This window comes from Variovorax sp. GW821-FHT09D04 (assembly GCF_059416405.1).
Genome location: NZ_JBWKPA010000008.1, coordinates 24,146 through 48,581, shown reverse-complemented (window position 1 = coordinate 48,581; position 24,436 = coordinate 24,146). Strand labels below are relative to the sequence as shown.

Annotated in this window: 22 protein-coding genes; 4 read left to right on the top strand and 18 right to left on the bottom strand. The window is 68.4% G+C overall.

Translation table 11 applies throughout. The features are described 5' to 3' along the window. Positions 1 to 5: 5 nt before the first annotated feature. The 15 genes from AC07O4_RS22800 to gspG all read right to left on the bottom strand — a co-directional run bounded on the left by AC07O4_RS22800 (position 6) and on the right by gspG (position 16,607). A complete protein-coding gene (locus AC07O4_RS22800; protein WP_095743705.1) occupies positions 6 to 2,195 on the bottom strand; it encodes a phosphocholine-specific phospholipase C in 2,190 nt (729 codons plus the stop codon). A 50-nt stretch (positions 2,196 to 2,245) separates the two neighbouring features. Beyond that, the gene (locus AC07O4_RS22795) at positions 2,246 to 2,428 is read right to left on the bottom strand and encodes a hypothetical protein (protein ID WP_062472685.1); all 183 of its coding nucleotides are present in this window, start codon (positions 2,426 to 2,428) and stop codon (positions 2,246 to 2,248) included. Positions 2,429 to 2,466: 38 nt separating this feature from the next. Next, positions 2,467 to 4,545 (bottom strand): LamG-like jellyroll fold domain-containing protein, encoded by a 2,079-nt coding sequence (locus tag AC07O4_RS22790; protein ID WP_495305743.1) that lies wholly within the window; start codon positions 4,543 to 4,545, stop codon positions 2,467 to 2,469. A gap of 389 nt (positions 4,546 to 4,934) precedes the next feature. Beyond that, positions 4,935 to 5,834, bottom strand: coding sequence for a 5'-nucleotidase (locus AC07O4_RS22785; protein WP_070060017.1), 900 nt, complete (start codon positions 5,832 to 5,834; stop codon positions 4,935 to 4,937). A 22-nt stretch (positions 5,835 to 5,856) separates the two neighbouring features. Then, positions 5,857 to 7,101 (bottom strand): type II secretion system inner membrane protein GspF, encoded by a 1,245-nt coding sequence (gene gspF, locus AC07O4_RS22780; protein ID WP_095743706.1) that lies wholly within the window; start codon positions 7,099 to 7,101, stop codon positions 5,857 to 5,859. Positions 7,102 to 7,110: 9 nt separating this feature from the next. Then, on the bottom strand, positions 7,111 to 8,502 hold the full coding sequence (locus AC07O4_RS22775) for a GspE/PulE family protein (protein WP_095948274.1): 1,392 nt from the start codon (positions 8,500 to 8,502) through the stop codon (positions 7,111 to 7,113). A gap of 27 nt (positions 8,503 to 8,529) precedes the next feature. Further along, on the bottom strand, positions 8,530 to 10,863 hold the full coding sequence (gene gspD, locus AC07O4_RS22770) for a type II secretion system secretin GspD (RefSeq protein WP_495305742.1): 2,334 nt from the start codon (positions 10,861 to 10,863) through the stop codon (positions 8,530 to 8,532). A 7-nt stretch (positions 10,864 to 10,870) separates the two neighbouring features. Continuing rightward, complete coding sequence (gspN, locus tag AC07O4_RS22765; RefSeq protein ID WP_495305741.1) at positions 10,871 to 11,674, bottom strand: type II secretion system protein N; 804 nt, start codon at positions 11,672 to 11,674, stop codon at positions 10,871 to 10,873. A gap of 23 nt (positions 11,675 to 11,697) precedes the next feature. Beyond that, positions 11,698 to 12,249 carry a type II secretion system protein M gene (locus tag AC07O4_RS22760; protein WP_095948277.1) on the bottom strand — a complete coding sequence of 184 codons (552 nt, stop codon included), beginning with the start codon at positions 12,247 to 12,249 and terminating at the stop codon, positions 11,698 to 11,700. Next, complete coding sequence (gene gspL, locus AC07O4_RS22755; RefSeq protein ID WP_489059095.1) at positions 12,246 to 13,457, bottom strand: type II secretion system protein GspL; 1,212 nt, start codon at positions 13,455 to 13,457, stop codon at positions 12,246 to 12,248. Before gspL ends, AC07O4_RS22760 begins: the two co-directional genes overlap by 4 nt. A 131-nt stretch (positions 13,458 to 13,588) precedes the next feature. Beyond that, positions 13,589 to 14,632, bottom strand: coding sequence for a type II secretion system minor pseudopilin GspK (gene gspK / locus AC07O4_RS22750; RefSeq protein WP_495305740.1), 1,044 nt, complete (start codon positions 14,630 to 14,632; stop codon positions 13,589 to 13,591). Next, positions 14,629 to 15,309, bottom strand: coding sequence for a PulJ/GspJ family protein (locus AC07O4_RS22745; RefSeq protein WP_159273966.1), 681 nt, complete (start codon positions 15,307 to 15,309; stop codon positions 14,629 to 14,631). Before AC07O4_RS22745 ends, gspK begins: the two co-directional genes overlap by 4 nt. Next, on the bottom strand, positions 15,309 to 15,689 hold the full coding sequence (gene gspI / locus AC07O4_RS22740; protein ID WP_070060011.1) for a type II secretion system minor pseudopilin GspI: 381 nt from the start codon (positions 15,687 to 15,689) through the stop codon (positions 15,309 to 15,311). Before gspI ends, AC07O4_RS22745 begins: the two co-directional genes overlap by 1 nt. Beyond that, on the bottom strand, positions 15,686 to 16,192 hold the full coding sequence (locus AC07O4_RS22735; protein ID WP_070060010.1) for a prepilin-type N-terminal cleavage/methylation domain-containing protein: 507 nt from the start codon (positions 16,190 to 16,192) through the stop codon (positions 15,686 to 15,688). Before AC07O4_RS22735 ends, gspI begins: the two co-directional genes overlap by 4 nt. Further along, on the bottom strand, positions 16,167 to 16,607 hold the full coding sequence (gene gspG / locus AC07O4_RS22730) for a type II secretion system major pseudopilin GspG (protein ID WP_056573020.1): 441 nt from the start codon (positions 16,605 to 16,607) through the stop codon (positions 16,167 to 16,169). Before gspG ends, AC07O4_RS22735 begins: the two co-directional genes overlap by 26 nt. A gap of 50 nt (positions 16,608 to 16,657) precedes the next feature. On the opposite strand from gspG, the gene AC07O4_RS22725 reads away from it, so the two are divergent. Then, complete coding sequence (locus AC07O4_RS22725; protein ID WP_159278465.1) at positions 16,658 to 17,290, top strand: type II secretion system protein N; 633 nt, start codon at positions 16,658 to 16,660, stop codon at positions 17,288 to 17,290. A 37-nt stretch (positions 17,291 to 17,327) separates the two neighbouring features. Here AC07O4_RS22725 and ilvA read toward each other — a convergent pair whose 3' ends face one another. Next, positions 17,328 to 18,893: a threonine ammonia-lyase, biosynthetic gene (ilvA, locus tag AC07O4_RS22720; protein ID WP_495305739.1), complete on the bottom strand. Its 1,566-nt coding sequence runs from the start codon at positions 18,891 to 18,893 to the stop codon at positions 17,328 to 17,330. Between the two features lie 73 nt (positions 18,894 to 18,966). On the opposite strand from ilvA, the gene AC07O4_RS22715 reads away from it, so the two are divergent. Further along, positions 18,967 to 20,097: a site-specific integrase gene (locus AC07O4_RS22715; protein ID WP_492742365.1), complete on the top strand. Its 1,131-nt coding sequence runs from the start codon at positions 18,967 to 18,969 to the stop codon at positions 20,095 to 20,097. 94 nt (positions 20,098 to 20,191) lie between these two features. On the opposite strand, the gene AC07O4_RS22710 is transcribed toward AC07O4_RS22715, so the two are convergent. After that, positions 20,192 to 21,472: a porin gene (locus AC07O4_RS22710; RefSeq protein ID WP_260685211.1), complete on the bottom strand. Its 1,281-nt coding sequence runs from the start codon at positions 21,470 to 21,472 to the stop codon at positions 20,192 to 20,194. Positions 21,473 to 21,744: 272 nt separating this feature from the next. Here AC07O4_RS22710 and AC07O4_RS22705 point away from each other — a divergent pair, with 272 nt between their 5' ends. Beyond that, entirely contained in the window at positions 21,745 to 22,194 is a 450-nt protein-coding gene (locus AC07O4_RS22705) for an OsmC family protein (RefSeq protein ID WP_012746235.1), read from the top strand. 28 nt (positions 22,195 to 22,222) lie between these two features. Here AC07O4_RS22705 and coq7 read toward each other — a convergent pair whose 3' ends face one another. Next, positions 22,223 to 22,852, bottom strand: coding sequence for a 2-polyprenyl-3-methyl-6-methoxy-1,4-benzoquinone monooxygenase (gene coq7 / locus AC07O4_RS22700; protein ID WP_495305738.1), 630 nt, complete (start codon positions 22,850 to 22,852; stop codon positions 22,223 to 22,225). A 282-nt stretch (positions 22,853 to 23,134) separates the two neighbouring features. Between coq7 and AC07O4_RS22695 the strand changes: the two genes are divergently transcribed. After that, positions 23,135 to 24,379: a porin gene (locus AC07O4_RS22695; RefSeq protein WP_159278462.1), complete on the top strand. Its 1,245-nt coding sequence runs from the start codon at positions 23,135 to 23,137 to the stop codon at positions 24,377 to 24,379. Positions 24,380 to 24,436 lie beyond the last annotated feature (57 nt).

Here is a 24,436-nt window from a genome sequence, read left to right as displayed (position 1 = left end):
GTGCGTCAGAGGTCACCCATGCCCATGGCCGGGTCGCTCACCGTGTGCTTGCCGGTTTCCACGCGACCGGCGAAGCGGCGGTAGAAGCTCGGGTCGGCATCGCAGGTGACGGCGAAGTCGTACCACTGGCCGCTGGTGGCCAGCTCCCAGTGCTGCTCGGCCTTGGCGCCGGCGGCGACGGTGGCCGTCCATGGGCCGTCGTCGCGGTAGGCCTTGGCGCGCACCGTGAACTTGCAGGGCGTCTGGCCGCCGTTGAGCATCTGCAGGTAGACATTGCCGTTGGCGATGTCGTAGCACACGCGCACCTCGGGGTTCTTCGGCGCGCTGCCCTGGCGCAGGTTGTTCAGGTCGCCCTTGAAATGGCGGTGGTAGCCGCTGGGGCCGAGCACCCACAGGTCGTAAGCACCCATGTTGTCGGTGGCCACGGTCCATGCGTCGTCGAGCGTCTTGCCCGGCTCGACCATGTAGCGGCGCGGCAGGCGATCGAGGTTGAGCTTGTCGTACACGTGGAACACGGCGGCGGCCTTGCCTGTGTTGGAGAACAGCAGCTGGACCTTGCCGGTCACCGTGTCGGTGCGCGCGCTCGTGTGCAGTTCGTACGGCAGTGCGCGCGAGGGGCGCGTGCCGGTGGCCTGGCGCGGTAGCTGCGGATCGAGCGGCAGCGGCACCTGGGCCAGCGCCTGCTGGTCGGCGCGCAGCTTGTCCGCGTTGGCCTTGGTGGTGCGTCCTGCCAGCGTCGGCAACGTCTCGCTGTTCGGCGTGGCGAAGTTGAAGGCGCTCGTGAGGTCGCCGCACACCGCGCGCCGAAATGGCGAGATGTTGGGCTCCTTGACGCCGAAACGCGCCTCGATGAATCGGATCACCGAGGTGTGGTCGAAAGCCTGCGAGTTCACCCAGCCGCCGCGGCTCCAGGGCGACACCACGTACATCGGCACGCGCACGCCGGGGCCGTACACACGGCCGTCGGGCGCGGGCTGGCTGCTGGTGCCGGGCGGGCTCGGGTGCGTGAAGCGCTCGACCGCGAGGTCGGCCTCGGGCAGCGTGGTCTTGCCGGCCATCGAGCCGTCGGCGTTGAGCGAAGGCGCGGCCGGCGAGGGGTAGTGGTCGAAGTAGCCGTCGTTCTCGTCGAAGTTGATGAGCAGCACGGTCTTGCTCCACACCTCGGGCACGGCGGTGAGCGCATCGAGCGTTTCCTGGATGTACCAGCCGCCCTGCACCGGGCTCGACGGGCCGGGGTGCTCGGAGTAGGTGGCGGGTGCCACGATCCACGACACCTGGGGCAGCTTGCCGTTCTTGATGTCCTGGCGGAATTGCTCGAGGAAGCCGCCGTCGGGCATGGTGTTGGCGATGCCCTTGTACAGCGGGTTGCCGGCATCGTCGCTCGCCGGGTCGTAGGCCGGCGAAACGCCGCCGTTGCTCACCGGCTTGCCCGAGGCCTCGTTCGCCTTGCGGTACTGCTTGAAGCCCGCGAGCGGGTTGTCGCCGTAGTTCTCGGGCATGTTCTGGTAGGTAATCCAGCTCACCTTGGCTTCCTGCAGCCGCTCGGGGTACGTCTTCCATTCGTAGCCGAGGGTGGAGGGGCCGATCTCGTCCCACTCGTTGTTCACGGTGGCCACGCCCGCGCCGGTCGGGCCGTTGGTGCCGGTCCAGTGGAACATGCGGTTCGAGTTGGTGCCCGTGTGCATGCTGCAGTGGTAGTCGTCGCACAGCGTGAAGGCATTGGCCAGCGCGAACTGCAGCGGCAGCTCGGCTTCCTTGAAATAGCCCATCGAGACGTTGTTCTTGTAGCGCGGCCACTGGTAGGTGCGTCCGCCGTCCCAGGCGTTCTGGCCGTCGATCCACGAGTGCGGCGTGCCGCTCACGCGCTGCGCGTTCCCCTTGCGGCTGTCCAGGTGGTAGGGCAGCACCGGCTTGCCGGTGGCATCGCTCTGCTGCCAGACGTTCAGGCCCTTGGGCAGCGGAATGGTGAAGCGGTCACCGAAGCCGCGCACGCCCATGAGCGTGCCGAAGTAGTGGTCGAACGAGCGGTTCTCCTGCATCAGGATGACGATGTGCTCGACGTCCTTGATGGTGCCGGTCTTGTTGTTGGCCGGAATGGCGAGCGCACGGCGGATGGCCGGCGGAAAGGCCGAGAGTGCGAGCGCGGCGGCACCGGTGGTGGCGGTGCTGGTGAGGAAGTTGCGACGGGAATTCATGGGGGTGTCGTGTTTGCCGGACATGGGTGTGGGTCTTCCTTCGGGTCGCGTCAGGGCGCGCAGCGCATCTCGGGCTTGACGCTGGTGTCGGGCGGGGGCGTGGTGCCCGTGGGCGGCACGATGATCGGGGCGCTGCCGCCGCCATCGCTGCCGCCGCAGGCGGACAGGACGCAGGCCAGCATCAATGCAACGGCGAGCCGTGCGGGCGTGGGCAGGAGGGAGAGAGTGCGCATGGTGGGGTCCTCTGGAATCGTCGTTGTGGAGAAGAAGGTCATGGGGCAAGGGTGGACAGCGGCTGTCCGGACTTGAAGAGGCTGGCCAGCTCGTCGCTGGTGAGCGCGCGGTTCCAGACAGCGAAGTCGTTGAAGTCCATCGCGCCGCGCGGCGAGCTGCTCTCGCGCTGGTAGTACTGGCCGGTGCCGTCCTCGTTCAAGCCGAGGCCGTTGCCCAGGCCGCCGAGCTTGGCCACGAGGTCGGAGGTGATCGCCACGCTCTTCGTCTGCGTGGCCCGGGCCGGATCGAACACGTAGCCGGTCATCTGCAGGGCGGCCTTGTCGATCACCACCGCCACATAGGCCCACTGGCCGGCGCTCAGGCTGTAGCCGTTGCTGTCGGCGCGCGCGCTGCCGGTGCCCACGTTGAAGCGGATCTCGCAGCTGCTGAACAGGCCGATGGCCAGGCCCGCGTTGCCGCCGCTGGTGTAGTTCTTGTTGGCGATCACGGTGCCGCCGTTGCTCACGCCCTGGCTGCAGGTGTCGTCGGTGCGCATCCAGAAGCCGATGGTGAACGCGGTGACGCCCGCGTCGGTGGTCACGTCGCGGGTCTGCACGAGGCGGTGGCCGGCCGTGCCGGCGGCGTTCTTCACCCGCGCGTCGACGCGCAGCGCCTTGGCCTTGTACAGGGCCTTGAAGCCGTCGTCGACCAGCGTGCCGCCGTCGGCATCGGCGGCCCACGGTGCGAGCGTGGACGCGCCCTTGACGTCCACCGCCGGCAGGACGTCGAGCGGGTAGTAGGCGGCGAGGCCGTTCAGCAGCGTTGGTGCCAGCGTGGCCGGCTTCAGGTAGGCGGCCTGCGCGGTGAGCGCGGTGACGGCTTCACCCGCGGTGATCGTGTACTGGTAGGTGTAGACGCCGTCGCTCGCGGCCGTGACGGGGTCGTTGTACGCGGTGGTGCCGGCCGGCAGCGTGGCCACCAGCTTGCCGTCGCGCATCACCTTCACGGGGGCGCTCTTGTCGCCCGTGAGCGTCCACGACAGGTCCACGCTCGTCTTGTCGGCGCCGGTGCGGGCCGTGAGGTCGCGCAGCAGCGACGCCGCTTGCAGCGGCTGGCCGTTCAGGCCGTAGGCCTCGGCCGCCGGCAGTGCGCCGAGGTGGCGCAGCACGGTGGGCGTGATGTCGGTCGCGGCGGCCAGTTGCTGCAGCGAGGCATCGGTGGGCGCGTCGGCGCCCACGCCCGGCAAGGCCGCGAGTGTCTTGTTGCTGGCGATGAAGATGGTCTTGCCCTCGGCGTTCTGCAGGCCGGTGGTGGTGCCGAAGGTGTCGATGCCGTGGCCGGAGGTCACGATCACGAGCCAGTCTTCCTTGGCGTCGTTGGCGGTGCGCTGCGCGATGCGCGCCAGCAGCCGGCCCACGGCCGCCGAGGTGTCGGCGACCGCGCGCCGGTAGGGCTCGTTCTTCAGGCCGCTGTTGGCCACGGCCGCCGTCGCGGGGGCGCCGTACTGGGCCACCAGCAGGTCATAGCCCGCGCCGATGAGCTGTGTGGTGCGCTCGGTCACACAGGCGTCGGCGCCTGCGCAGTCGACTGCGGTGTCCACCGTGCCCGTTTCGCCCGCCATCAGGCCGGGGTAGCGCGTGTTCGCGGTGACCGCGGCTGTCTTGTAGCCGGCCTCCTTGCGCAGGCGTGCCAACGCGAAGACCGAAGGTGCGAGCTGCGCGTCGATGCGCTGGTCGGCGGTGTCCCAGCGCACGCCGTGGCGCGACACCCAGGTGCCTGTGACCAGCGAGGCCCAGCCGGGGCCGTCGGTGGTGCGTTGCTCGGTCGGTGTGCCGTTCGTGCCACCGGTCCAGGCCGGGGCGAGGCGCAGGGCCTGCAGGGCCGGGGCCTTGTTCTGCGCGATGGCTTCGCGCAAGGCCGCATGCGTGAGCCCGTCGATCTCGACGATCAGCGCCTTGGGGCCGCTCTTGCCTTCGTTGGGCGTGCTGCTCGGGGGCGGCGTCGGGGTGCCGCTGATGGGGGGAAAGGCAACGCCACCGCCGCCTCCACCGCCGCAGGCCGCGAGCGCGGCGGAAATCGCAAGGGGCAACAGCCAGCGCGTGAGAGGCGCGGCGTGCGTAGAAGGAGTCGGACGCATCGGAAAAGCCGTTCGGTTCTTGTTGTCTGTCGAGGGAGGTGAAAGGCCGGCGCGAAAAAAAAGTGCCACGAAGGCACTGCGCACCGGACAGGCGACAAGACTAGGGAGAACCCGTTACTCGGCAGTGAACGAGCGATGACAGTGGGACGAAACGCGTGTGACAACGCGCTGGTCTGCGGCTTCGTGGAGACCGCGAAAGAGGGGCTGGGGCGCGTGCCCAGGCCACCGGGTGCTTCCCTCCGCGAATGTCCCCCGGCCTGCGGCCTCCTCCTTGATTTCGCTGCGGGAAGCACCCAGTGCCCTGGGCACGGAAAGCAGCGCGGGTGTGCGGCCGATCAACAACTGCACAGCCCATCGATCACGCTGGCGTGATCGCGCCCTGAACAGCGTCAGGGCTCGTTGCTGATGCCACTCGACACATGCCCCGCAGGCACATGCCGCGAGGCTGCGTCGACGTGACCGGTCTGGTCGTCAAAGAAGAAGTCGGGCTCGAACTCGCGCAGGAACTCGCCCTTGGGCAGGCCGCCGAGGAACATCGCTTCGTCGACGCGGATGTTCCACTTCATGAGCGTGCGGATCGCGCGCTCGTGCGCCGGTGCGCTGCGCGCCGTGACCAGCGCGGTGCGGATGCGCATCTGCGCATTACCCGCCATCTGCAGGCGGTGCAGCGCCATCAGCAGCGGCTTGAACGGGCCTTCGGGCAGGGGCAGGTCGGCCTTGCTGAGTTCGTGCGCCTGGAAGGCATCGAGGCCCTCGGCCTGGAACACGCGCTCGGCCTCGTCGCTGAAGAGCACCGCGTCGCCGTCGAAGGCGATGCGCACTTCGTTCGGCCACGCATCGCTGGCCTTGACCGACTCGACCAGCACGCGCGCGGCGGGGAAGCCTGCGGCGAGTGCCTCGCGCACGTCTTGCGCGTTGACCGACAGGAACAGGTGCGCGCGCAGCGGGCGCAGGTAGCCGAAGGGCGGGCGGCCTTGGGTGAACACGCCGCGCTGCAGCTTGATGTCGGCCGCGGCGCTTGACTTGAAGATGCGCATGCCCGACACCGGATCGTTGCGCGAAAGAATGACTACCTCGACGCGCTGCACGCCGTCTTCGTTGAAGCGCAGCAGCTTGCGGATCAGCGACGACGCGATGCCGGGGGCGGCCGGCTCATCGATGCGGTCGAGCTGCAGCTTCATGTAGCCCTCGTTGTCGCCGGCCTCGAAGATCTTGTTTTCTTCTTCGAGGTTGAACAGGGCGCGCGAGGAGATCGCGACCACGAGTTTGTCTTCGAGCGTTACGGGCATGTGAGGGGCTCCCCGTCCGTCGTCACTTGACGAACTGGTTCAGCTGGATGATCGGCAGCATCACGGCCAGCACGATGAGCATCACCACGCCGCCCATGGCGACGATGAGCAGCGGCTCCAGGATGGTGGCCAGGTGCATGGCGCGGCGCTGCACTTCGGCGCCCAGCTGGTTGGCGGCGCGTTGCAGCATCACGGGCAGCGTGCCGGTCTGCTCGCCCAGTCGCGCGAACATCGACACCAGCCCCGGAAAGCGTTTCTTCTGCGCCAGTGCGGACGCCAGCGGCGCGCCTTCGCGCACCAGCACCAGCGCGTCGAGCGCGTCGGCGCGCATGGCGCGGTTGCCCAGCGTTTCGGAGGCGGCCTGCAGCGCGCGCAGGATCGGCACGCCGGCCGTGGCCAGCATGGCGAGCGTGCTCGCGAAGCGCGCCGCGTTGTAGCCGCGCGCGAGCTTGCCGACCAGCGGCAGCTTGAGCCAGGCGGCATCGAACTTGAGGCGGAAGGCCTCCTGCGCCAGCGCGACGCGCACACCGATGGCCGCGAGCACGATGGCGCCCAGCATCCACCAGCCGTAGTTGCGCACGGCCGCGCTCAGCGACAGCATCACGGTCGTGAGGAAGGGCAGCGAGCGCTTGGTGCCCGCGAACACCTGCGCCACCTGCGGCACCACGTAACTCACGAGGAAGATCACGATCACGATCGCCACCAGCGTGACGATGGCGGGGTACAGCGCCGCGCCGATCAGCTTCTGCTGCAGCACTTGGCGCTCTTCGAGGTCGTCGGCGAGGCGTTCGAGCACCAGCCCGAGGTTGCCGCTTTGCTCGCCGGCGCCGATCACGGCGGTGTAGATGGGCGAGAACTCGCGCGGGTGCGCCGACAGCGCGCGCGCGAAGGGCGAGCCCGCGTTGACCTCGGCGCGCAGCGAGGCGACGAGGTTGCGCTGCGGTTCCGATTCGGCTTCGTCGGTGAGGGCCGTGAGCGCGCGTTCCAGCGGCAGGCCGGCCGAGATGAGGCCGGCGAGCTGGCGCGTCCACACGGCGAGGTTCGTCGAATTGAAGACGCGCTTGCCGCCCCCGAGCCAGCGCGTGAGCGTGCTGCCCGCGCTGCCGCCACCGCCGGCCGCATCGCCACCGCCGACCGGCTTGACCGACAGCGGGATGAGCGCCTGCGCCCGCAGCAGGCCGCGTGCGGCACGTGCGGTGTCGGCCTCGAGCACGCCTTCGCGCGACTGGCCGCTGGCATCGATGGCTTCGAAGGAATAGGCGGGCATCGCGGGTCGCTACTCGCGGGTGACGCGCAAGAGTTCGGCGCGCGAGGTGATGCCGGCCTGCACCAGCCGTTCGCCGTCTTCGCGCATGGAGCGCAGACCGCCGCGTGCGCCGGCTTCGAACAGCGCGCTCTCGGCGGCCTTGCCGTGGATGAGTGCCTGCACTTCGTCGTCGGCCACGAGCAGCTCGAAGATGCCGGTGCGGCCCTGGTAGCCGGTCTGGCCGCAAACCTCGCAGCCCGGGCCGCCGCAGGCGGTGCAGACCTTGCGCACGAGGCGCTGGGCCAGCACGCCGAGCAGCGACGAGCTCAGCAGGAAGGGCTCCACGCCCATGTCGGTCAGGCGGGTGACGGCGCTCACCGAGTCGTTGGTGTGCAGCGTGGCCAGCACGAGGTGGCCGGTGAGCGAGGCCTGGATGGCGATCTGCGCGGTCTCGAAGTCGCGGATCTCGCCGATCATGATCACGTCGGGGTCTTGCCGCAGGATGGCGCGCAGGGCCTTGGCGAAGGTGAGTTCGATCTTCGCGTTGATCTGCGTCTGGCCCACGCCCGGCAGCTCGTACTCGATCGGGTCTTCCACCGTCATGATGTTGCTGCGGCTCGCATCGAGCCGAGCCAGCGCGGCATACAGCGTGGTGGTCTTGCCCGAGCCGGTGGGGCCGGTCACGAGGATGATGCCGTGCGGTTGCGCAATGAGCTTTTCGAAGCGCGCCAGCGAGTCGCCCTGCATGCCCACCGATTCGAGCGTGAGCTTCGATTCGCTCTTGTCCAGGAGGCGCAGCACGGCGCGTTCGCCGTGCGCGCTGGGCAGCGTCGACACCCGCACGTCGACCGCGCGCGTGCCGATGCGCAGGCTGATGCGCCCGTCCTGCGGCAGCCGCTTCTCGGAGATGTCGAGGTCGGCCATGATCTTCAGGCGCGAGATGAGCGCGGCGTGCAGTGCGCGGTTGGGTTGCACCACCTCGCGCAGCGTGCCGTCGATGCGAAAGCGCACCGACGACGTGCGCTCGTAGGGCTCGATGTGGATGTCGCTGGCGCCGTCGCGCGCGGCCTGCGTGAGCAGCGCGTTGAGCATGCGGATGATGGGCGCGTCGCCGGCGCTGGCCAGCAGGTCTTCGACGGCCGGCAGCTCCTGCATCATGCGCGAGAGGTCGGCGTCGTTCTGCACTTCGCTGACCACCGCGGCGGCGCTCGATTCGCCCTGCGCGTAGGCGGCGCTGATGCGCTGCGCGAGCGGGCCGTCGTCGAGCACCTCGAAGGCCTGCACGCCGTACTTGCGGGTCACTTCACCGACGGCGCTGCGTGCCGGGTGGGAAGACATCCACAGCGTGTGGCGGCCGTCGTCCGTGGCTTCGAGCAGCAGTTGCTGGCTGCGTGCGAACGCGTAGGGCAGGGGATAGCGCATGGGTGGCTGGCGTGTGCGGGACGGGGCTCAGGGCAGCTCGCGCGAGCTGGTCGGGTCGGCGGTGGGCGGCAGCGCGCCGCGCAACGGGCTGGGCGCGAGCCGGCGGTTGTCGGTGGCGGGGCGCGGCGGCGGGATGAGCTGCGTGCCTTCCATGCGGGTCTCGCTGCTCTTCTTGCCGCTGTCGCTGCTGTTGAGGCGGTTGATGCGCACCAGCGGCGCCTCGGGCAGCACGGGCGCCGAGTCGACACCGCGCAGCATGATGTTGTCGGTGTTGGGCTGCGTGCGCTGCTGCATGCCGCGGATCTCGTCGTAGCGGTCGTAGGCGAAGGCTTCGGTGGAGGCGCCGTCGCGCATCACGGCGGGGCGCAGGAACATCATGAGGTTGCTCTTGTCGCGCGTGCGCACTTCGTTCTTGAACAGGTTGCCGAGCACCGGGATGTCGCCGGCCACGGGCACCTTCTCGACGGTGTTGCCGTAGTTGTCCGACAGCAGGCCGCCGAGCATCACGAGGCCGCCGTCTTCCACCAGCACGCTGGACTCGATGGAGCGCTTGTTGGTGGTCGGGCCGTTGGGGTCCTTGGCCGTGTTCTGGTCGACCGTGGAGGTCTCCTGGAAGATGGTCATCTTCACGGTGCCGTTCTCGTTGATGGTCGGTCGCACGCGCAGCGTGAGGCCCACGTCCTTGCGCTCCACCGTGGTGAACGGGTTGATGCCGACCGAGCCCGAGGTGCTGGCGTACTGGCCGGTCACGAAGGGCACGTTCTGGCCGATGACGATCTTGGCTTCTTCGTTGTCCAGCGTCAGCAGGTTGGGCGTGGACAGCACGTTGGCGTCGCCGTCGCTGTTGAAGAAGTTGGCGATGGCGCCCAGGATGTACTGGCCGCCGATCTTGCCGGCGATGCCCAGGTTCAGGCCGGTGGAAGGCCGCACGTTGGCGACGTCGCGCGTGGCCAGGGCCTGCGTCAGCGCCAGGATGTTGGCACTGGCCAGGCTGGAGTTGGTGCCGATGACGGCGTTGTTGCCCAGCGCGCTTTGCCACTGCACGCCGAAGTTGGCGGCCTTCTTGGCGCTGACCTCGACGATGAGCGCCTCGATCATCACCTGCGCGCGGCGGCCGTCGAGCTTGTCGATCACGGCGCGCATCTGGCGGTACTGCGGCTCGGGCGCGGTGATGATGAGCGAGTTGGTGCTCGGGTCGGCCTGGATCTGGCCGCCGGTGGACGGCTGGTTGGCGTTGTTCAGCGGCGCGTTGGCGGCGGCCGAACCGCCGCCCTGGGTGTTGTTGCCGCCGAAGCTGGCCTGCGTCATCGGCATGCTGGCCGGCGGCACGGACGAACCGGCGCTGCCCGCGGCGCCGGGCGCGCCCGGCACCTGCGACTGCTGCTGGCTGGCGGCCATCGCGGCGCGCAGCGTGGCGGCCAGGCGCACCGCATCGGCGTTCTTCAGGTAGACCACGTAGATGTTGCCGGCTGCGCCGTTGCTGCTTTCGGCCGGCGCACGGTCGAGCTTCTCGACCAGCGTGCGCACCAGCTGCGCGCGCGCAGGGTTGGCAGCGCGAAGAATCAGCGAGTTGCTGCGCGGGTCGGCCATCAGCGTGGTGCGGAACGAGGCGTCGGCCCCGCCCGGTGCGGCCGCGCCCGGCGCACCCGCACCGCCGCCTTCGACCAGCCGCGTGACCAGCGGCACCATGTCGGTGGCCACCGAATGCTTGAGCTGGATGACCTCGATGTCGGACGCGTTGGGCACGTCGAGCGACGCGATGATGCGCGCCAGCCGGCGCATGTTGTCGGCGTAGTCGGTGATCACGAGCGAGTTGTTGCCCGGGTTCACGTTGATGGTGTTGTTCGGCGGAATCAGCGGGCGCAGCACCGGCAGCAGGCTGTTGGCCGACTCGTAGTTCAGGCGAAAGATCTGCGTGACGATCTGGTTGCCCGCGGCCGCGCTGGCGCCGCCGATGGAGGTGTTGACGGTGCTGGTCTGCAGCTTGGCGTCGGCCTCGGGCACCACCTTGTAGAGGCCGTCGGCCTCCACCACCGCGAAACCCTGCAGGCGCAGCGCGGCGGCAAACTGGTTGAACGCGGCGGCCGGCGCCAGCGGGCGGTCGGTGACCAGGTTCATGGTGCCCTTGACGCGCGGATCGACCACCACGTCGCGCCCCGTGACCACGGCCATGGTGCGGGCCACGGCCTCGATGTCGGCGGCGGCAAAGTTCAGCGTGATCGGTTCGCCGCGCCGCGGGGCGTCGCCGGTCTGTGCGTAGGCGGGCGGCAGCACCGGCACGAACGACGCCGCGATCAGCAGGCGCACCGCGAGCGCGACGAGGCCGGGGCGGGCGCCGGACGAGGACAGAGGCTTCTTCATGGTCGGATCAACCCAGGGTGATGATCGAGCGCGCACCGTCGCGCCGCCCGATGATGTTCAACAAATTGGAAAGTGCATCTTCGCGGCCCGGTGCCGCGCTGGCTTCGCCATTGAAGCGCAACGCGGTGCCGCTCCAGTCGCCGCTGCCGTTCAGTTCGAGGCTGCCTTCGCGCGTGCTCAGCAGCAGCGTGGGGCGCGTGCCGCCTTCGAGCGACAGGCGGTAGCTGCCCATCGGCCGCAAGGTCGACAGGGCGGATGACACATCGGTGGCGTCGAGCGTGGCCTGGCCTTCGATGCGCAATGCGGGGCCGTCCCACTGCATGGCGAAGGCGCGGGTGTTGAGGTCGAGGGCGCCTTCGAGCTTGAGCGTGTTCCAGGGCGCACCCAGGCCGGTGAGCAGCGTGGCGGGCCAGCGCGAGCGGGCGTCCTGCCAGGTGAGCTGCAGGCCGTCGGCGCGCGGGCTGGCTTGCAGGCCCAGCGGTTGCGCCGCGCAGCAGGACAGATCGAGGCGCGCCGAGAGGCCGCGCCAGTTCGGCCACATGCGCCAGTTCAAGAGGCCCGGCAGCGAGACGGCCTGCGTGCCGCCGGCGCCGCTGGCGAACACGACGGCGGCGGTGCCGTTCCAGACCGTGCCGCGCGGGTTGACCAGCAGCAGGCGGCCCTGCGTCCAGCCCGAGAGCGCCGAGGCGAGCCAGCGTGCCGGCGCGAACAGCACGACCGCGACCAGCAGGCCGGTGGCGGCGCCGAGCACGGCCCAGCGCCAGCTGCCGCGGCGCGGCTGGAGGTCGGGGATCGGGGGACGTCTCGCCATGCCGTGCGGTGCGTGGGGGTGCTTCAGCGCGGGGCGGGCAGCGCCATCACGAGCGTGCCGTCCCAGCGGGGTTGCGGAGGTTGGTCGGGCGTGGCCGGCGCGGGCTTGGCGCCCGGCGGCGGCGGTGCGACGGGCGCGCGCGTCAGGTGCACTTCGCGCGGCACGGCGTGGGCATTGCCGCGCGCCTGCGCGAGCCATTGCGCCAGGTTCTGGGCGGGCGCGCCGCGCAGCGTGACGGTGGCGGCGCCGTCGCCACCGGCCGTCATGAGCTGGGCGTTCGTGACGCCCAGGCCGTCGCGCACCGAGCTTTCGAGTGCGCGCAGGGCGTCGTCGCGCGCCAGGCGCGGTTGCGACTGCAGCGCCTTCGCGCGGTTCTGCAAGGTGGCCATCTGCTGGAGCTGGGCGTCGAGCCGTGCGTGTTCGGCCGGTGCCGCGGCCAGCGTGCGCAGCGCGGGGGCGAGCGCAATCCACCAGAGCAAGGCCAGTGCCACCAGCGCGACGGCGCCGATGACGAGGCGGCGCTCGCGCATCCCGAGGACGGCCCAGCGGGCCTTGAGTTGTTCGCTGAAGTTCATCGGTTGGCCTCGGCCTGCACCAGCAGCAGATCGCCTTCGGTGCGCACCTGGTAGCCGCGCGGCGACAGCACGGCGGTGATCTGCGTGACCTCCTGCGGCTGCAGCCCGAGGCCGCGCAGGCGCAGCTGGCCGGCGCTGAAGTCGATGGCGCTCGGGGAGCGCCCGGGCGGCAGGGCGGTGGCGATGGCGCCGACCATGGGTTCGAAATCGCTCGGCGCCACGTCGCCCACGGCCTGCTGCAGCGCGGCGACCTCGCGGCCCATCTGCAGTGGTGCGTCGACCACGATCTTCACCGAGGGAAAGGTCTGCGTCAGGATGGCGCGCGTGGCCTGGCGCTTGGACTCGAGCGCGTTGCGCTCCTTCCAGGCCCAGGCGTTCAGGCCGATGAGCTGGGTCAGCAACAGCACCACGATGCCCCAGCGCGCGGCGCGCCATTCGGGCGCGAAGCGCAGGGTCTGCAACACCGAGGCGAACTTCTTGCCGGCGCGCGCGCGGCCCGTCACGGCCAGGTCGAACTGCGCGAGCTCCCAGGGCGTGCGCGTGGCGTGCAGCCAGCGCTGCGGCGCCTGCACGATCGGCACGCGGCGCTGCAGCAGGTGCTCGGCCGCTTCGGCCACGGCGGGCTCGGTGGTGATGACGGCGGTGTCCAGCGGCAGGCCGTTCGACAGGGCCAGGCCCGCGCCGGCCAGCGGCAGCGAGACCACGCCATCGCCGTCGCAGACCGTGAGCTGCGGTGCCTCGGGCTCGCCCGTGACCTGCAGCAGCGGCGGCGCGTCGGCCGGCTGCGGCGTGAATTCGGGAACGATGCGCACCACGCGCCGGCCGGCGGCTTCGAGCCCCTGCACGACGCTGCGCAGCCAGATGCGGTTGCAGGCCGCGACCCACACCGGCTCGCCGGCCTTGGCGTCGGGCGCGAGCGCGAAGTGCAGGGCTTCCGGGTCGTCGAGCAGGTGCTCTTCGAGCAGGCCGTCGAGCACGGCGCGCAGCTTCGAGGTGCTGCCCATGCTGCCCTTGGGCAGCGTGACGCGGTGCCACGAGAGCGCCGAGGACGGGATGCCGAGCGTGACCTCGGGGCCCGACGGCAGCAGCGTCAGCAGCGCGCGGCCCTGGTCGCGCAGGGCGATGCCGTCCTCACCGGCCTGGGCCCAGTCGTACTCGCCCGCGGCATCGGCCGGAGGGAGGGGGGCAAGGAGCAGCAGCGGGGTCATGTCGGGGGGTGTCGGAAAAGCCGGTGATTGTAGGAGGGTGGCTTACAAGTTGTTGCTATTGTTTGAATAGCATATCTTGCAGAGACTACGTGCGTTTGACGGTGTTTTGATCAGAGAAAAGCAAACCGGCCTCAGGGTTTTGCCGGGGGCATGGTGGCGCCCGCGCCACGGGTGCGCCAGACGGTGGTCACGGCCAGGCCCTTGCGAAAGAGCAGCGAGTGCTCCTCGACCCAGGTGCGGTCCAGCCGCAGCCGGCCGTACACCTCGAAATACTGGGTGCCCACGCCGTGCTGGGCCGCGTTGAAGCGCGAGCCGCCGCTGGGCAGGCCGGCGTTGGCTTCCTCGATGTTCTTGAAGAAGGAGCGCGTGCGCCGCTCCACCAGCTGGCGCGCGCTGGCGATGCCCAGCGATTCGACGCTCGCGCTGATGGCCTCGGCGCTGGCCGTGTTGAGGTTGAGCGTGGTGCGCTCCGGCAGGATCGTCACGTAGGGCTCGAGCGCGGCGGCGGTGGCGGGCGAGAGGCCGAGCCACACCAGCTGCGCGACTTCCTGCGGCATCAGCGGGGCGGCGCCGGTGTCGGCGCTGGCATCGCTGCTGCCGCCGCCGCTACCGCCGCCACCGCCTGAGGCTGCGTCGGTGCTGCCGGTGTGCAGCGCGCTCGCGAGCCGCGCGGTCATCTGGGTCAGCTCGCCGGCCGGCAAGCCCAGCAGGTTGAAGAGGCGCGTGAAGGTGGCGACGCTCGCCGGCACCGGCTTGCCGGCGTCCACCAGCGACAGCACGTTGAGCTTGGACTGCGCGTCGATGATGCGGCCCGACAGGAAGGCGTCGGGCAGGCCTTCGAGGTTGTCGCTCGCCACGTTCTTCTCGGCCGACAGGAAGCTGGTGAGGCGGGCTTCCTCGAGCGGCACGGCCCACGGCTCGCCGAGGTGGTCGGGGCCGCCGGCACGGCCGTCTTCGCCGAGGATCAGGCGCGACCAGTCGAGCGCGCCGATCAGCACCCAGGCCGCCTGCACGCGCGCGCGCTCGGCGCCTTCGACCTCGGCGGAACGCCACTGCTGCCAGAGCGCGGCGGCGGAAAAGGTGGCGACCAGCATCACGGTCAGCATGGCGGCGAGCAGCGCGGCGCCGCGCTGGCGGCGTGTGCTGGTCACGCGATGGCGTTGCGGCGCGGTCATGAGCGCGGCCCCCCGAGCGTCGGGCGCACCCAGTCGCGGGTGAGCGTGCCCGAGAGCCCGTCGCCGGGCGGCAGGGTCAGCACCAGCCGCACGCCGTCGGGCATGGCGATGAGCGCGCCGGCCGGGTTGGACGGGTTCGCCGCCGCCACGGGCAGCGGCTCCGCCGGCACCCAGGCGTTGTTGCGGAAGTACGCGAGCTGCCAGCTGTTGACCGGCATCAGCGCCACGTCGGTGGCGCCGCCGGTGGGCGCGGCGCCATCTTGGGCCCACGCCGCCGCGAGGTTCCAGGCCTGCACCCATTCGCCGCGCGTGGCGAAGGGCGCCGACTGCCAGCGCCGCCAGCGCGTGCCGTCGGCACCGGGGCGCAGCGTCCAGGCGACGACCTGCACGGTCGGCGTGCTGGTGTCGCTGCCGCGGCGCGTCATGCGCAGCACGCGGCCGTCCCAGTCGATCGGGCGGGTCTGCGCGAGCAGGGTGATGGCGTCGAGGTCGGCGCTCCACTGCGCGAGCGTGGCCTGCAGCGTGAGCACCGCGTCGGCGCGCTGCTGGTTCTGCGTGGTGGCGCGCGACATGCTGTCCAGGCCGCGCCAGCTCACGAGCGCGAGCAGCGCCATCACGGCGATGGCGACCAGCAGCTCGATCAGCGTGAAGCCGCGTGCGCGCGAAGGCTTCGTCATCAGACGCGCCCCACCACGGTCGACACGCGCAGCAGCGGCGCGCTGCCTTCGTCGCGCACCTGCACGTCGACGCGCCGGAAATTCGGATTGAGCGTGGGCACCGTCGTGGTCGTCACGAGGAAGGTGAGGCCGGCCTGCAGGCAGATGGAGCCCGAGTCGCCGACGGCCGGCATCTGCCGCGACAGGCGCGCCTTGGCGAGTTCGTTTTCGGCGCACAGGCCGGCCAGCACGAGGTCGGACTGGCGCTGCGCATTGCGCGTGAGCGACATCGTGGCCTGCGAGCCGGCCGCCAGCGCGAGCGCGACGATGCCCAGCGCGATCAGCACCTCGACCAGCGTGAAGCCATGGCTGGAGCCGGCGCGCCGCAGCCGTTGCGTCATGGCACGGCGAACACGGTGAAAGGCCGCAGCCCGTCGGTCGCGACGCGCAGCACGCGCGCGGGCGGGCCGTCGCTGTGCAGCATGACCTGCTGCGCCGGAATGATGGGGTCGGGCCCGAGCTGCAGCGCCGCCACCGGCGTGTCGCCGCCCAGCATGGGCTGGGCCGTGATGCCTGCGTGGGTCCAGCCGGTGGGCAGTGCGTCGGCGGGCAGGCCGTCGAAGACGAAGCCGCCGCCTTCGACGAGGCGCCAGCGCACCATGACGCCGCTGGCGCGCGACTGGGCGCGGGCCGATTCGAGCAGGGCGGCGAGGCGGTCGGCCTCGCGGTCGAGCGCGGCGGCGTTGGTGTCGCGCATCGCGAAGCTCACGCTGGCGGTCGCGATGGCGATGATCGCGATCACCACGATCAGCTCCAGCAGCGTGAAGCCACGCGCTGCGCGAGGCGGTGGCAGCACCACGCGGCCGGGGGCGATGCGCTTACTGCCAGCTGCCGATGTCGGCATTCTTGCCCTCGCCGCCGCTCTGTCCGTCGGCGCCGAAGGAGAGCACGTCGATTTCGCCCTTGATGCCGGGGTTCATGTACTGGTACGGATGGCCCCAGGGGTCGTTGGGCAGCTTCTCGACGTAGGGCTTCCAGTTGGGCGCGGCCGGGCCCGCGGTGGGGCGGGTCAGCAGCGACTGCAGGCCCTGCTCGGCGGTCGGGTAGCGCTGGTTGTCGAGGCGGTAGAGCTTGAGGGCCTGCATCAGGTTGTTGATGTCGGTGCGGGCGGCGGTGACGCGGGCGTCGTCGGCGCGCTCGATCACGTTCGGCACGATCAGCGCAGCGAGCACGCCGATGATGACAAGCACCACCATGAGTTCGATCAGCGTGAAGCCGCGTTGTGCGGTGCGGGAGACGGAACGAAGGAGTTTGTTCATAGCTTGCGGGGACATGAGGCGGTAAGCGCGCTGCATGATAATCCGCGGCCATGACAAGTCCTTACTCCGCAGCCCGCTGGCATGCCCCACTTGCAACGACGGGGCTTTGGGCGTTGGCCGCGGGCGCCGCGGTGTTCTGGGCGCTGCGGCTGGCCTCGCCGGCCGACGCCGTGGCTGCGGCGGCCACGATGCCGCGCGCACCGGTCGCGGCCGATGCCGAGGCGGTGGCCCGGTTGCTGGGCGTGGTCACGGTGACGTCGAACGCGCCCGTGGCGCCGGAGGCCGCGAGCCGCTTCGCGCTGTCGGGCGTGGTGGCGGACCCGTCGAACCAGGGCGCGGCGCTGATCTCGATCGACGGCAAGCCGCCGCGGCCGTTCCGCGTCGGCTCGAAGGTCGGCGAGAGCTATGTGCTGCAGTCGGTGGGCGTGCGCGCGGCCACGCTCGGTGCCCAGCGCGACGGGCCGGCGGCGTTCACGCTGCAGCTGCCGGTGCGTGCGCCGCTGAGCATGGGGCTTCCGACGCCACCTGCTGGTCTGCCGTCGGTGTCGCCGGCTGTGCCTGCCGGCCCGTTGCCGGCCACGATGCCGGCAGTGGTGATGCCGCCGCAGCAGCAGTTGCAACCTGCCGCCACGGCGGGCGCCGCGATGGAGCCACCGCCGCAGGCGCAGACCCCTGCGCAGTAAGCGCAGCGGTCGCTTTCTTTCTCTTTTCTTCTTTTCTTCAGGCCTGAAGGAACAGGCGGTAGGCCGGGTTGGCCGTTTCCTCGACGCAGGGATAGCCCAGCGTTTCGAGGAAGCTGTCGAAGGCCGCCGACTCTTCGGCCGGCACCTGCAGGCCCACGAGGATGCGCCCGTAGTCGGCGCCCTGGTTGCGGTAGTGGAACAGGCTGATGTTCCAGTTCGGCCGCATCAGGCTCAGGAACTTGAGCAGCGCACCGGGACGTTCGGGGAACACGAAACGCAGCAGGCGTTCGTCGTGCGCCAGCCCCGTGCGGCCGCCCACCAGGTGGCGCAGATGCTCCTTGGCGAGTTCGTCGTGCGTGAGGTCGAGTGCGTCGAAGCCGTGTTCGATGAAGACCTTCGCGATGGTGGCCGACTCGCCGCGTGCAGAGGTCGTGAGGCCGACGAACACGTGGGCCTTGGCGGCATCGCTGATGCGGTAGTTGAACTCGGTCACGTTGCGCGGCGCGCCGCCGGCCGGCAGCTGGCTGATGAGTTCGCAAAAGCGACGGAAGCTGCCGCGCTCTTCAGGGATGGTCACGGCGAACAGCGCCTCGCGTTCCTCGCCGACCTCGGCCCGCTCGGCCACGAAGCGCAGCCGGTCGAAGTTCATGTTGGCGCCGCACAGGATCGCCGCGTAGGTCTCGCCTAGTCGGCCATGCTCGGCCGCGTACTGCTTGATCGCCGCCACGGCCAGCGCGCCGGCCGGCTCGACGATGCTGCGCGTGTCGACGAACACGTCCTTGATGGCGGCGCACACCGCATCGGTGTCGACCGAGATGTAGCCGTCGACCAGGTTCTGCGCGATGCGGAAGGTTTCTTCGCCGACCAGCTTGACGGCCGTGCCATCGGAGAACAGGCCGACGTCGGGCAGGTTCACGCGCTGGTGCGCGGAGACCGATTGCATCATCGCGTCGGAGTCGTTCATCTGGACGCCGATCACCTTGATCTCGGGCCGCACGGCCTTGATGTAGTTGGCCACGCCGGAGATGAGGCCGCCGCCGCCGATCGCCACGAACACCGCATCGAGCGGACCTTGGTGCTGGCGCAGGATTTCCATCGCGATGGTGCCCTGGCCCGCGATGACGTCGGGGTCGTCGAAGGGATGGACGAAGGTCAGGTTCTGCTGCGTCTGCAATTCGAGCGCATGCAGGTAGGCATCGGAATAGCTGTCGCCATGCAGCACGATCTCGCCGCCGAAACCACGCACTGCATCGATCTTCAATTGCGGCGTGGTCACGGGCATCACGATCACTGCGCGCGTGCCGAGCTTGCGCGCGCCGAGCGCAACGCCTTGCGCGTGATTGCCGGCCGATGCGCAAATCACACCGCTCGCCAATTGCGCTTTGCTCAGGTGCGCCATCTTGTTATAGGCACCGCGCAGTTTGAAACTGAATACGGGTTGCTGGTCCTCGCGCTTGAGCAACACGGTATTGCCAAGTCGCTCGCTGAGCGCGCGCGCCTTCTCCAACGCAGACTCGACGGCCACGTCGTAGACCCGCGCATTGAGGATTTTTCTGAGATAGTCGGCGGGCGTTAACGCCGCAGTAACAGGTGCATTGCGCAAGATCTTTTCCAGGGAGTTTTCATTTGCTAACCATCAATCATAAGAGGCATCGGTATTGCATGCGGGGAATGGCATGGACACAAATGTCATAAACCTATTCCGCAAGGCTCCTGCTGCAAATGATTCCGGTTTTTTTGCGCGCACCTATCCCGCGATTCATACGCCCGCTAATTCACTAACAGTTGGGCAGAATTTGTTATCAGTTTCTGTCAGTGACCTTTCGAAGGGACTGATGCAGGCCGAGGCCGCGCGCGTGCAACGCGGCGAAATCGGACGGCCCACATGGCAGGTCATGGGCAACAGATTGCGTGCGCACATCGTTCCGTTGCTGGGCGATGTGCCGGTGGCTGTGTTCACGACTACGGACGTGCAGCGCCTGATCGATCACCTCGGCGAACAAGGCTTCACCAGCACGACGATCGCGCAATACCTCGTGTTGCTGCGCAAGGTGGTCATGCATGGCGTGCACGTCGGTGCGTTGCGCGAGGCCCCCGTGTTCCCGAAGGTCAAGGTGCGCAGCCAGCCGCGCGGCAGCTTCAGCGTGGCGGAGTACCGTGCGCTGATCGCGGCGGCGCGCAGCTTGCGCGGCCATTCGCACCCGGTGCTGGATCGGCTGACGGCCGGCGAACGTTTCTGGATCGCTCGCGAATTGCTTGTCATGCCCGACGAGCTGCCGTGGCTGATCCGCTGGATGGTCAACACCTTCGTGCGCCCCAGTGACATCAAGCTCATGAAGCACAAGCACATCGAGGTGGTGCGAGGCAAGCATGTCTACCTGCGGATGAACCTGCCGGAGACCAAGCGGCACAGCCAGCCCATCGTGAGCCTGCGACCTGCCGTTCGTGTCTATGAATGTCTGCGCGCGTACCGCGAGACGCATGGCTGCGGCGGGGCGGAAGACTACATCTTCATGCCGCACCTGAAGAACCGCGAGCACGCGCTGGCGGTTCTCAATTTCTTCTTTCACTGGGTGCTCGAAAAGACCGGGCTCGAGAAAGGACCGCTGGGTCAGTCGAGGACGCTGTACTGCTTGCGCCATACGGCCATCACGTTGCGGCTCTTGTATGGGCAGGGGATCGACATGCTGACGCTGGCGCGCAACGCGCGAACGAGCGTCAACATGGTCGAGCGTTTCTACGCATCGGTGCTGAGCGGAGAAATGAATGTGGGGCTGCTGCAGAGCAGGCGTGGCCGGATGAATTGAGGAAGGACAAAAAGCCGCCCGGCTTGAACCGGGCGGCTTGTGCGTTTGCAGATTCAAACTGGCATGGGCCAGCATGTGAATCGACAGTGAACGATCAGAAGGCGTGACGGATGCCGAAGTCGTAGCCCGTCGAGGTCTTCGGCGTGAAACCGTTGCCGGTGCCTTGGAAGCTCGGGCCACCGACGGTCAGCGATGCGCCGTTCTTGTTGCTCACGCGAGCAACGGTGGCGTACAGGGCCGTGCGCTTCGACAGGTTGTGCACGTAGCCGATCGCCAGCTTGTTGGCCTTCTTGTCGGCGGGCAGCACTTCCCACGGATTGCGGGCAACCAGGTTCTCGTCGTACTTGACGCTCGAGTACGAAGCGCGGATCAGTCCAGCACCGACCGGCACGGTCACGCCGAGCAGGTAGCCGGTCAGATCGATGTCCGGACGGCCGCCGAGGTACGGTTCGACTTCGTAGTCAACCTTGTTCTTGGCGCGCGACAGTTCACCGAACAGCTTCACGGGACCGAAGTCGTACGAAGCGCCCAGGTTCAGCGTGTTGACCTTGGTGGTCGTGCCGACGTAGAACTGGTCACCCACGGTGCTGCTGCCATAAGCCAGCGCAACGTCCAGGGGGCCGTTGGCGTAGCCGAAGCGACCGCCGACATAGCGACCGGTGCGCGAGGCGTTTTCCGCGAGGGGCGTTGCGGTGCCGGGGCTGTACTTGGTCTTCTCGTGGAAGCCGTACATCACCTGGCCGTAGAAACCGCCCAGGTTCGGCGGCAGGAAGTAGCCGATGCTGTTGCCGGCGCGAACGTAGTTGCTGCCACCAGCATCGGGGAGCTGCGGAACGTTCTTGAGGGCGTCGGGGAGCTTCTTGCCGTCGGCATAGCCGGTGAAGCCGCCGAATGCGCCATTGGCTGTGTTGACCAGGTTGGAGCCGACGCCATTGGTGCCGAACGGGTCGAACACGGTGTCGTTCCAGAACGTCGGGGTGTAGTCGCGGCCGAGGCGGACTTCACCGAACCCGCCCGACAGGCTTACGGTCGAACGGCGCGTGAATGTCGAGACGCCCGTCTGGCCATCGTCGTTGCTGATCGGGGCTTCGAGCCAGAAGCTGGCGGCCAGGCCACCACCGAGGTCTTCCGTGCCACGGAAGCCCAGGCGGCTGGAGTTGTAGCCCGAGTGAGCCAGTTCGCGGCGGCTTGCCTTGATGCTGCCGCGGTTCAGGTAGAACGGGTTGTAGATGGGGAAGCCCAGCCTGTCGTACGTGACGCCATTGCCCAGGTCCCGCGAGGTGGACGAGTAGCCGCTGATCGACGCGTCGACCACACCAAACAGCGTGACGGACGACTGAGCCGAGGCAACACCGGCAACAGCCAGGGCAGCCAGAGCAGCTGCCCTTTCGCAGTGGGCGGCTAGAGTGGCGCGGCCATCGGGGCGCACAAAGAAAAAAGCCCCGAGTCTTGCGACTCGGGGCTAAATCCACCAATTGGAAGGGTGGAGGAGACAACTGGGTGCGCACCATGAAGTGCGCAGCAATGAAATAGAGTATACCCACCCTTTGTTGCGATGCAACAAGCAGGCGATGCTTTTCCCACACACAAGTTGATGTTTGGTGCGCATTTTTCCGCACGAATTCATCCCAATTGGAGCTGAACACCATGGAATGCACAGTAAGTTGGACCGGTGACGCAGGCACCCGATCGGCCATGGGCTTCGTGGCCGAGACCGGCAGCGGCCATGTCCTGATGATGGATGGCGCCCCGGACGCGGCCAAGCCCGAGAACGGCGGCCAGAACCTGGCCGCGCGGCCGATGGAAACCGTGCTCGCGGGCACGGGCGGTTGCACCGCCTACGACGTGGTGCTCATATTGAAGAGGGGGCGCCATCGCGTCGAGCGCTGCAGCGTCAAGCTGACCAGCGAGCGCGCCGAGAAGGATCCCAAGGTCTTCACGAAGATCCACATGCACTTCACCGTGGCGGGCAAGGGCATTCCGGCCGCCGCCGTGGAGCGGGCGATCGCCCTCAGCCACGAAACCTATTGCTCCGCCAGCATCATGTTGGCGAAGACGGCGGAAATCACGACCAGCTTCGATCTGATCGAGACCTGAAAACCCCGTTGGATGGCGACCGAAGGCCCTAGATTCGGTGGGCGACGGTCGTCATGACCCGCGATGCCAGGCGCATCAGGGCCTTGGCCGGGGCCGGCAGTTCCGCTGCGCCCGCGTCGACGGCCTGCGTGGCATGGCGGGCTTCGTCAACCTTCATCTGCTCGACCACGGCGCGGGACGCGTGATCGGTCGGCGGCAGCCGGTCCAGGTGGCTTTCAAGGTGCGCTTCCACCTGCCGTTCGGTTTCGGCAACAAAGCCGAGGCTCAGGGGGTCACCCAGGCGTCCGGCAATCAGGCCAAGACCGAAGGCGCCTGCATACCAGAGTGGATTCAGGAGGGACGGGCGGGCGCCCAGGTCGTCCAGCCGCTGCCGGGTCCAGGCCAGGTGATCGGTTTCTTCATGCGCGGCTTCCAGGAAGTGCGCGCGCAACGCCGGGTCCCGCGCCACGGCGGCCTGGGCGGTGTACAGCGCCTGTGCACAGACTTCGCCGACATGATTCACGCGCATCAGCGCACCAGCCTCGCGGCGCTCCGATTCGCTCAATTCACCTTGCGGCTGGATCGCGGACGGAAGCGCCCGGGTGGCGTGAGATCGGGCAAAAAGCGTGCGCAAAGCCGCATCGGCGGCTGTCAGGGCGGGGTCGAGCAGGGCGGTCATGGGTCTATTTGAACGCACCTGTCCGGGGATGCAAGGACAGCACATTTCGTTTCATATCGTGGCAAAACCACCCGTCTAAGTCCTTTGTTGCACGACTGCAACGAAACACACGGGGCTTCCAAGATTTAGGGCGATTTGTTTTGCCCTGCCGCAGCGGCTCTGGTGCAATAGCATCAACTTCCCAAAAGGAGGTTGGCCCGGGGTCCGGTGGGAGCACAAAAGTGCCAGTCACGGTGAGCCCTTCGCACCGGAGCCCTATGTTTAACCTTGGAGAAACTTGCAATGAAAAAATCTCTAGTTGCTCTGGCTGCCCTGGCTGTTGCCGGTGTTGCCTCGGCTCAGTCGTCCGTCACGCTGTTTGGTGTGGTCGACGCGTCGATCAGCGGCTACTCGTCCACCTCGCGTGACCTGAACGGTGCCACCTTCCTGAACCCGTTCTACCTGAACAAGGGCAGCGTCAAGGCAAGCCGTCGCGAACTGGCTAACTCGGGCTACAACTCCAGCCGTCTGGGCTTCCGTGGCACGGAAGACCTCGGTGGTGGCCTGGCAGCCAGCTTCTGGCTCGAAGCTCCGATCAGCAACGACAACGGCCAAGAAGGCATCGCCACGTTCGCACGTCGTTCGACCGTGAGCCTGTCGGGCGGTTTCGGTGAAATCCGTCTGGGCCGTGACTACACCCCGACGTTCTGGAACGACACCGTGTTCGATCCGTTCGGCACCAACGGCGTTGGCACCAACCTGATCTCGACGGCCAATGGCTCGTTCGGCGCATTCGGTACCCCCGCTGCTTCGACCGCTCCGTTCACCAACGTTGGCTCCAGCAACTACGTCCGCGCCAGCAACACCATCGGCTACTTCCTGCCGCCGAACCTGGGTGGTTTCTACGGTCAAGTGCAGTACGGCTTCGCTGAGAAGACCAAGTACAGCCCTGGCCTGGCAACGCCTGATGTGGCTAACAGCCAGCGTCAAGGTCGTTACGTCGGCGGCCGCTTCGGCTACGCCAACGGCCCCCTGGACGTTGCTCTGGCTTACGGCAGCAGCACCGTTGGTGACCAGTTCTACGTCGGCACGACCACCAAGGTCAACACGCTGAACCTGGGCGCTTCGTACGACTTCGGTCCCGTGAAGCTGTTCGGTGAACTGTCGCGCGCCAAGAACAAGGTTGACTACGAAGTCACCCCGTTCGCCGGTGGCCGTCCTGACATCGACCTGACCGGTTACCTGCTGGGCGTGACCGTGCCGGTCGGTGCTGGCCTGATCCGCGCTTCGTACTCGAGCGTCAAGTACGACTACAACCAGCCCGCAGTGCTGTTCCAGCCCGCAGTTGCTGACCCGAAGGCCAACAAGCTGGCTATCGGCTACGTGCACAACCTGTCGAAGCGCACGGCTCTGTACGCTACCGTTGCTCGCGTGAGCAACAAGAACGGTGCAGCTCTGACCGTCGGCGGCCCGGCTTTCGTGACCACGGGTGGCTTCACCCCGAAGACCTCGACCGGCTACGACTTCGGTATCCGTCACGCTTTCTAATTTGATGCTGGCGCAAGCCAGCTTCGAATCGAAAGACTGAAAGCCACCCGGCGCAAG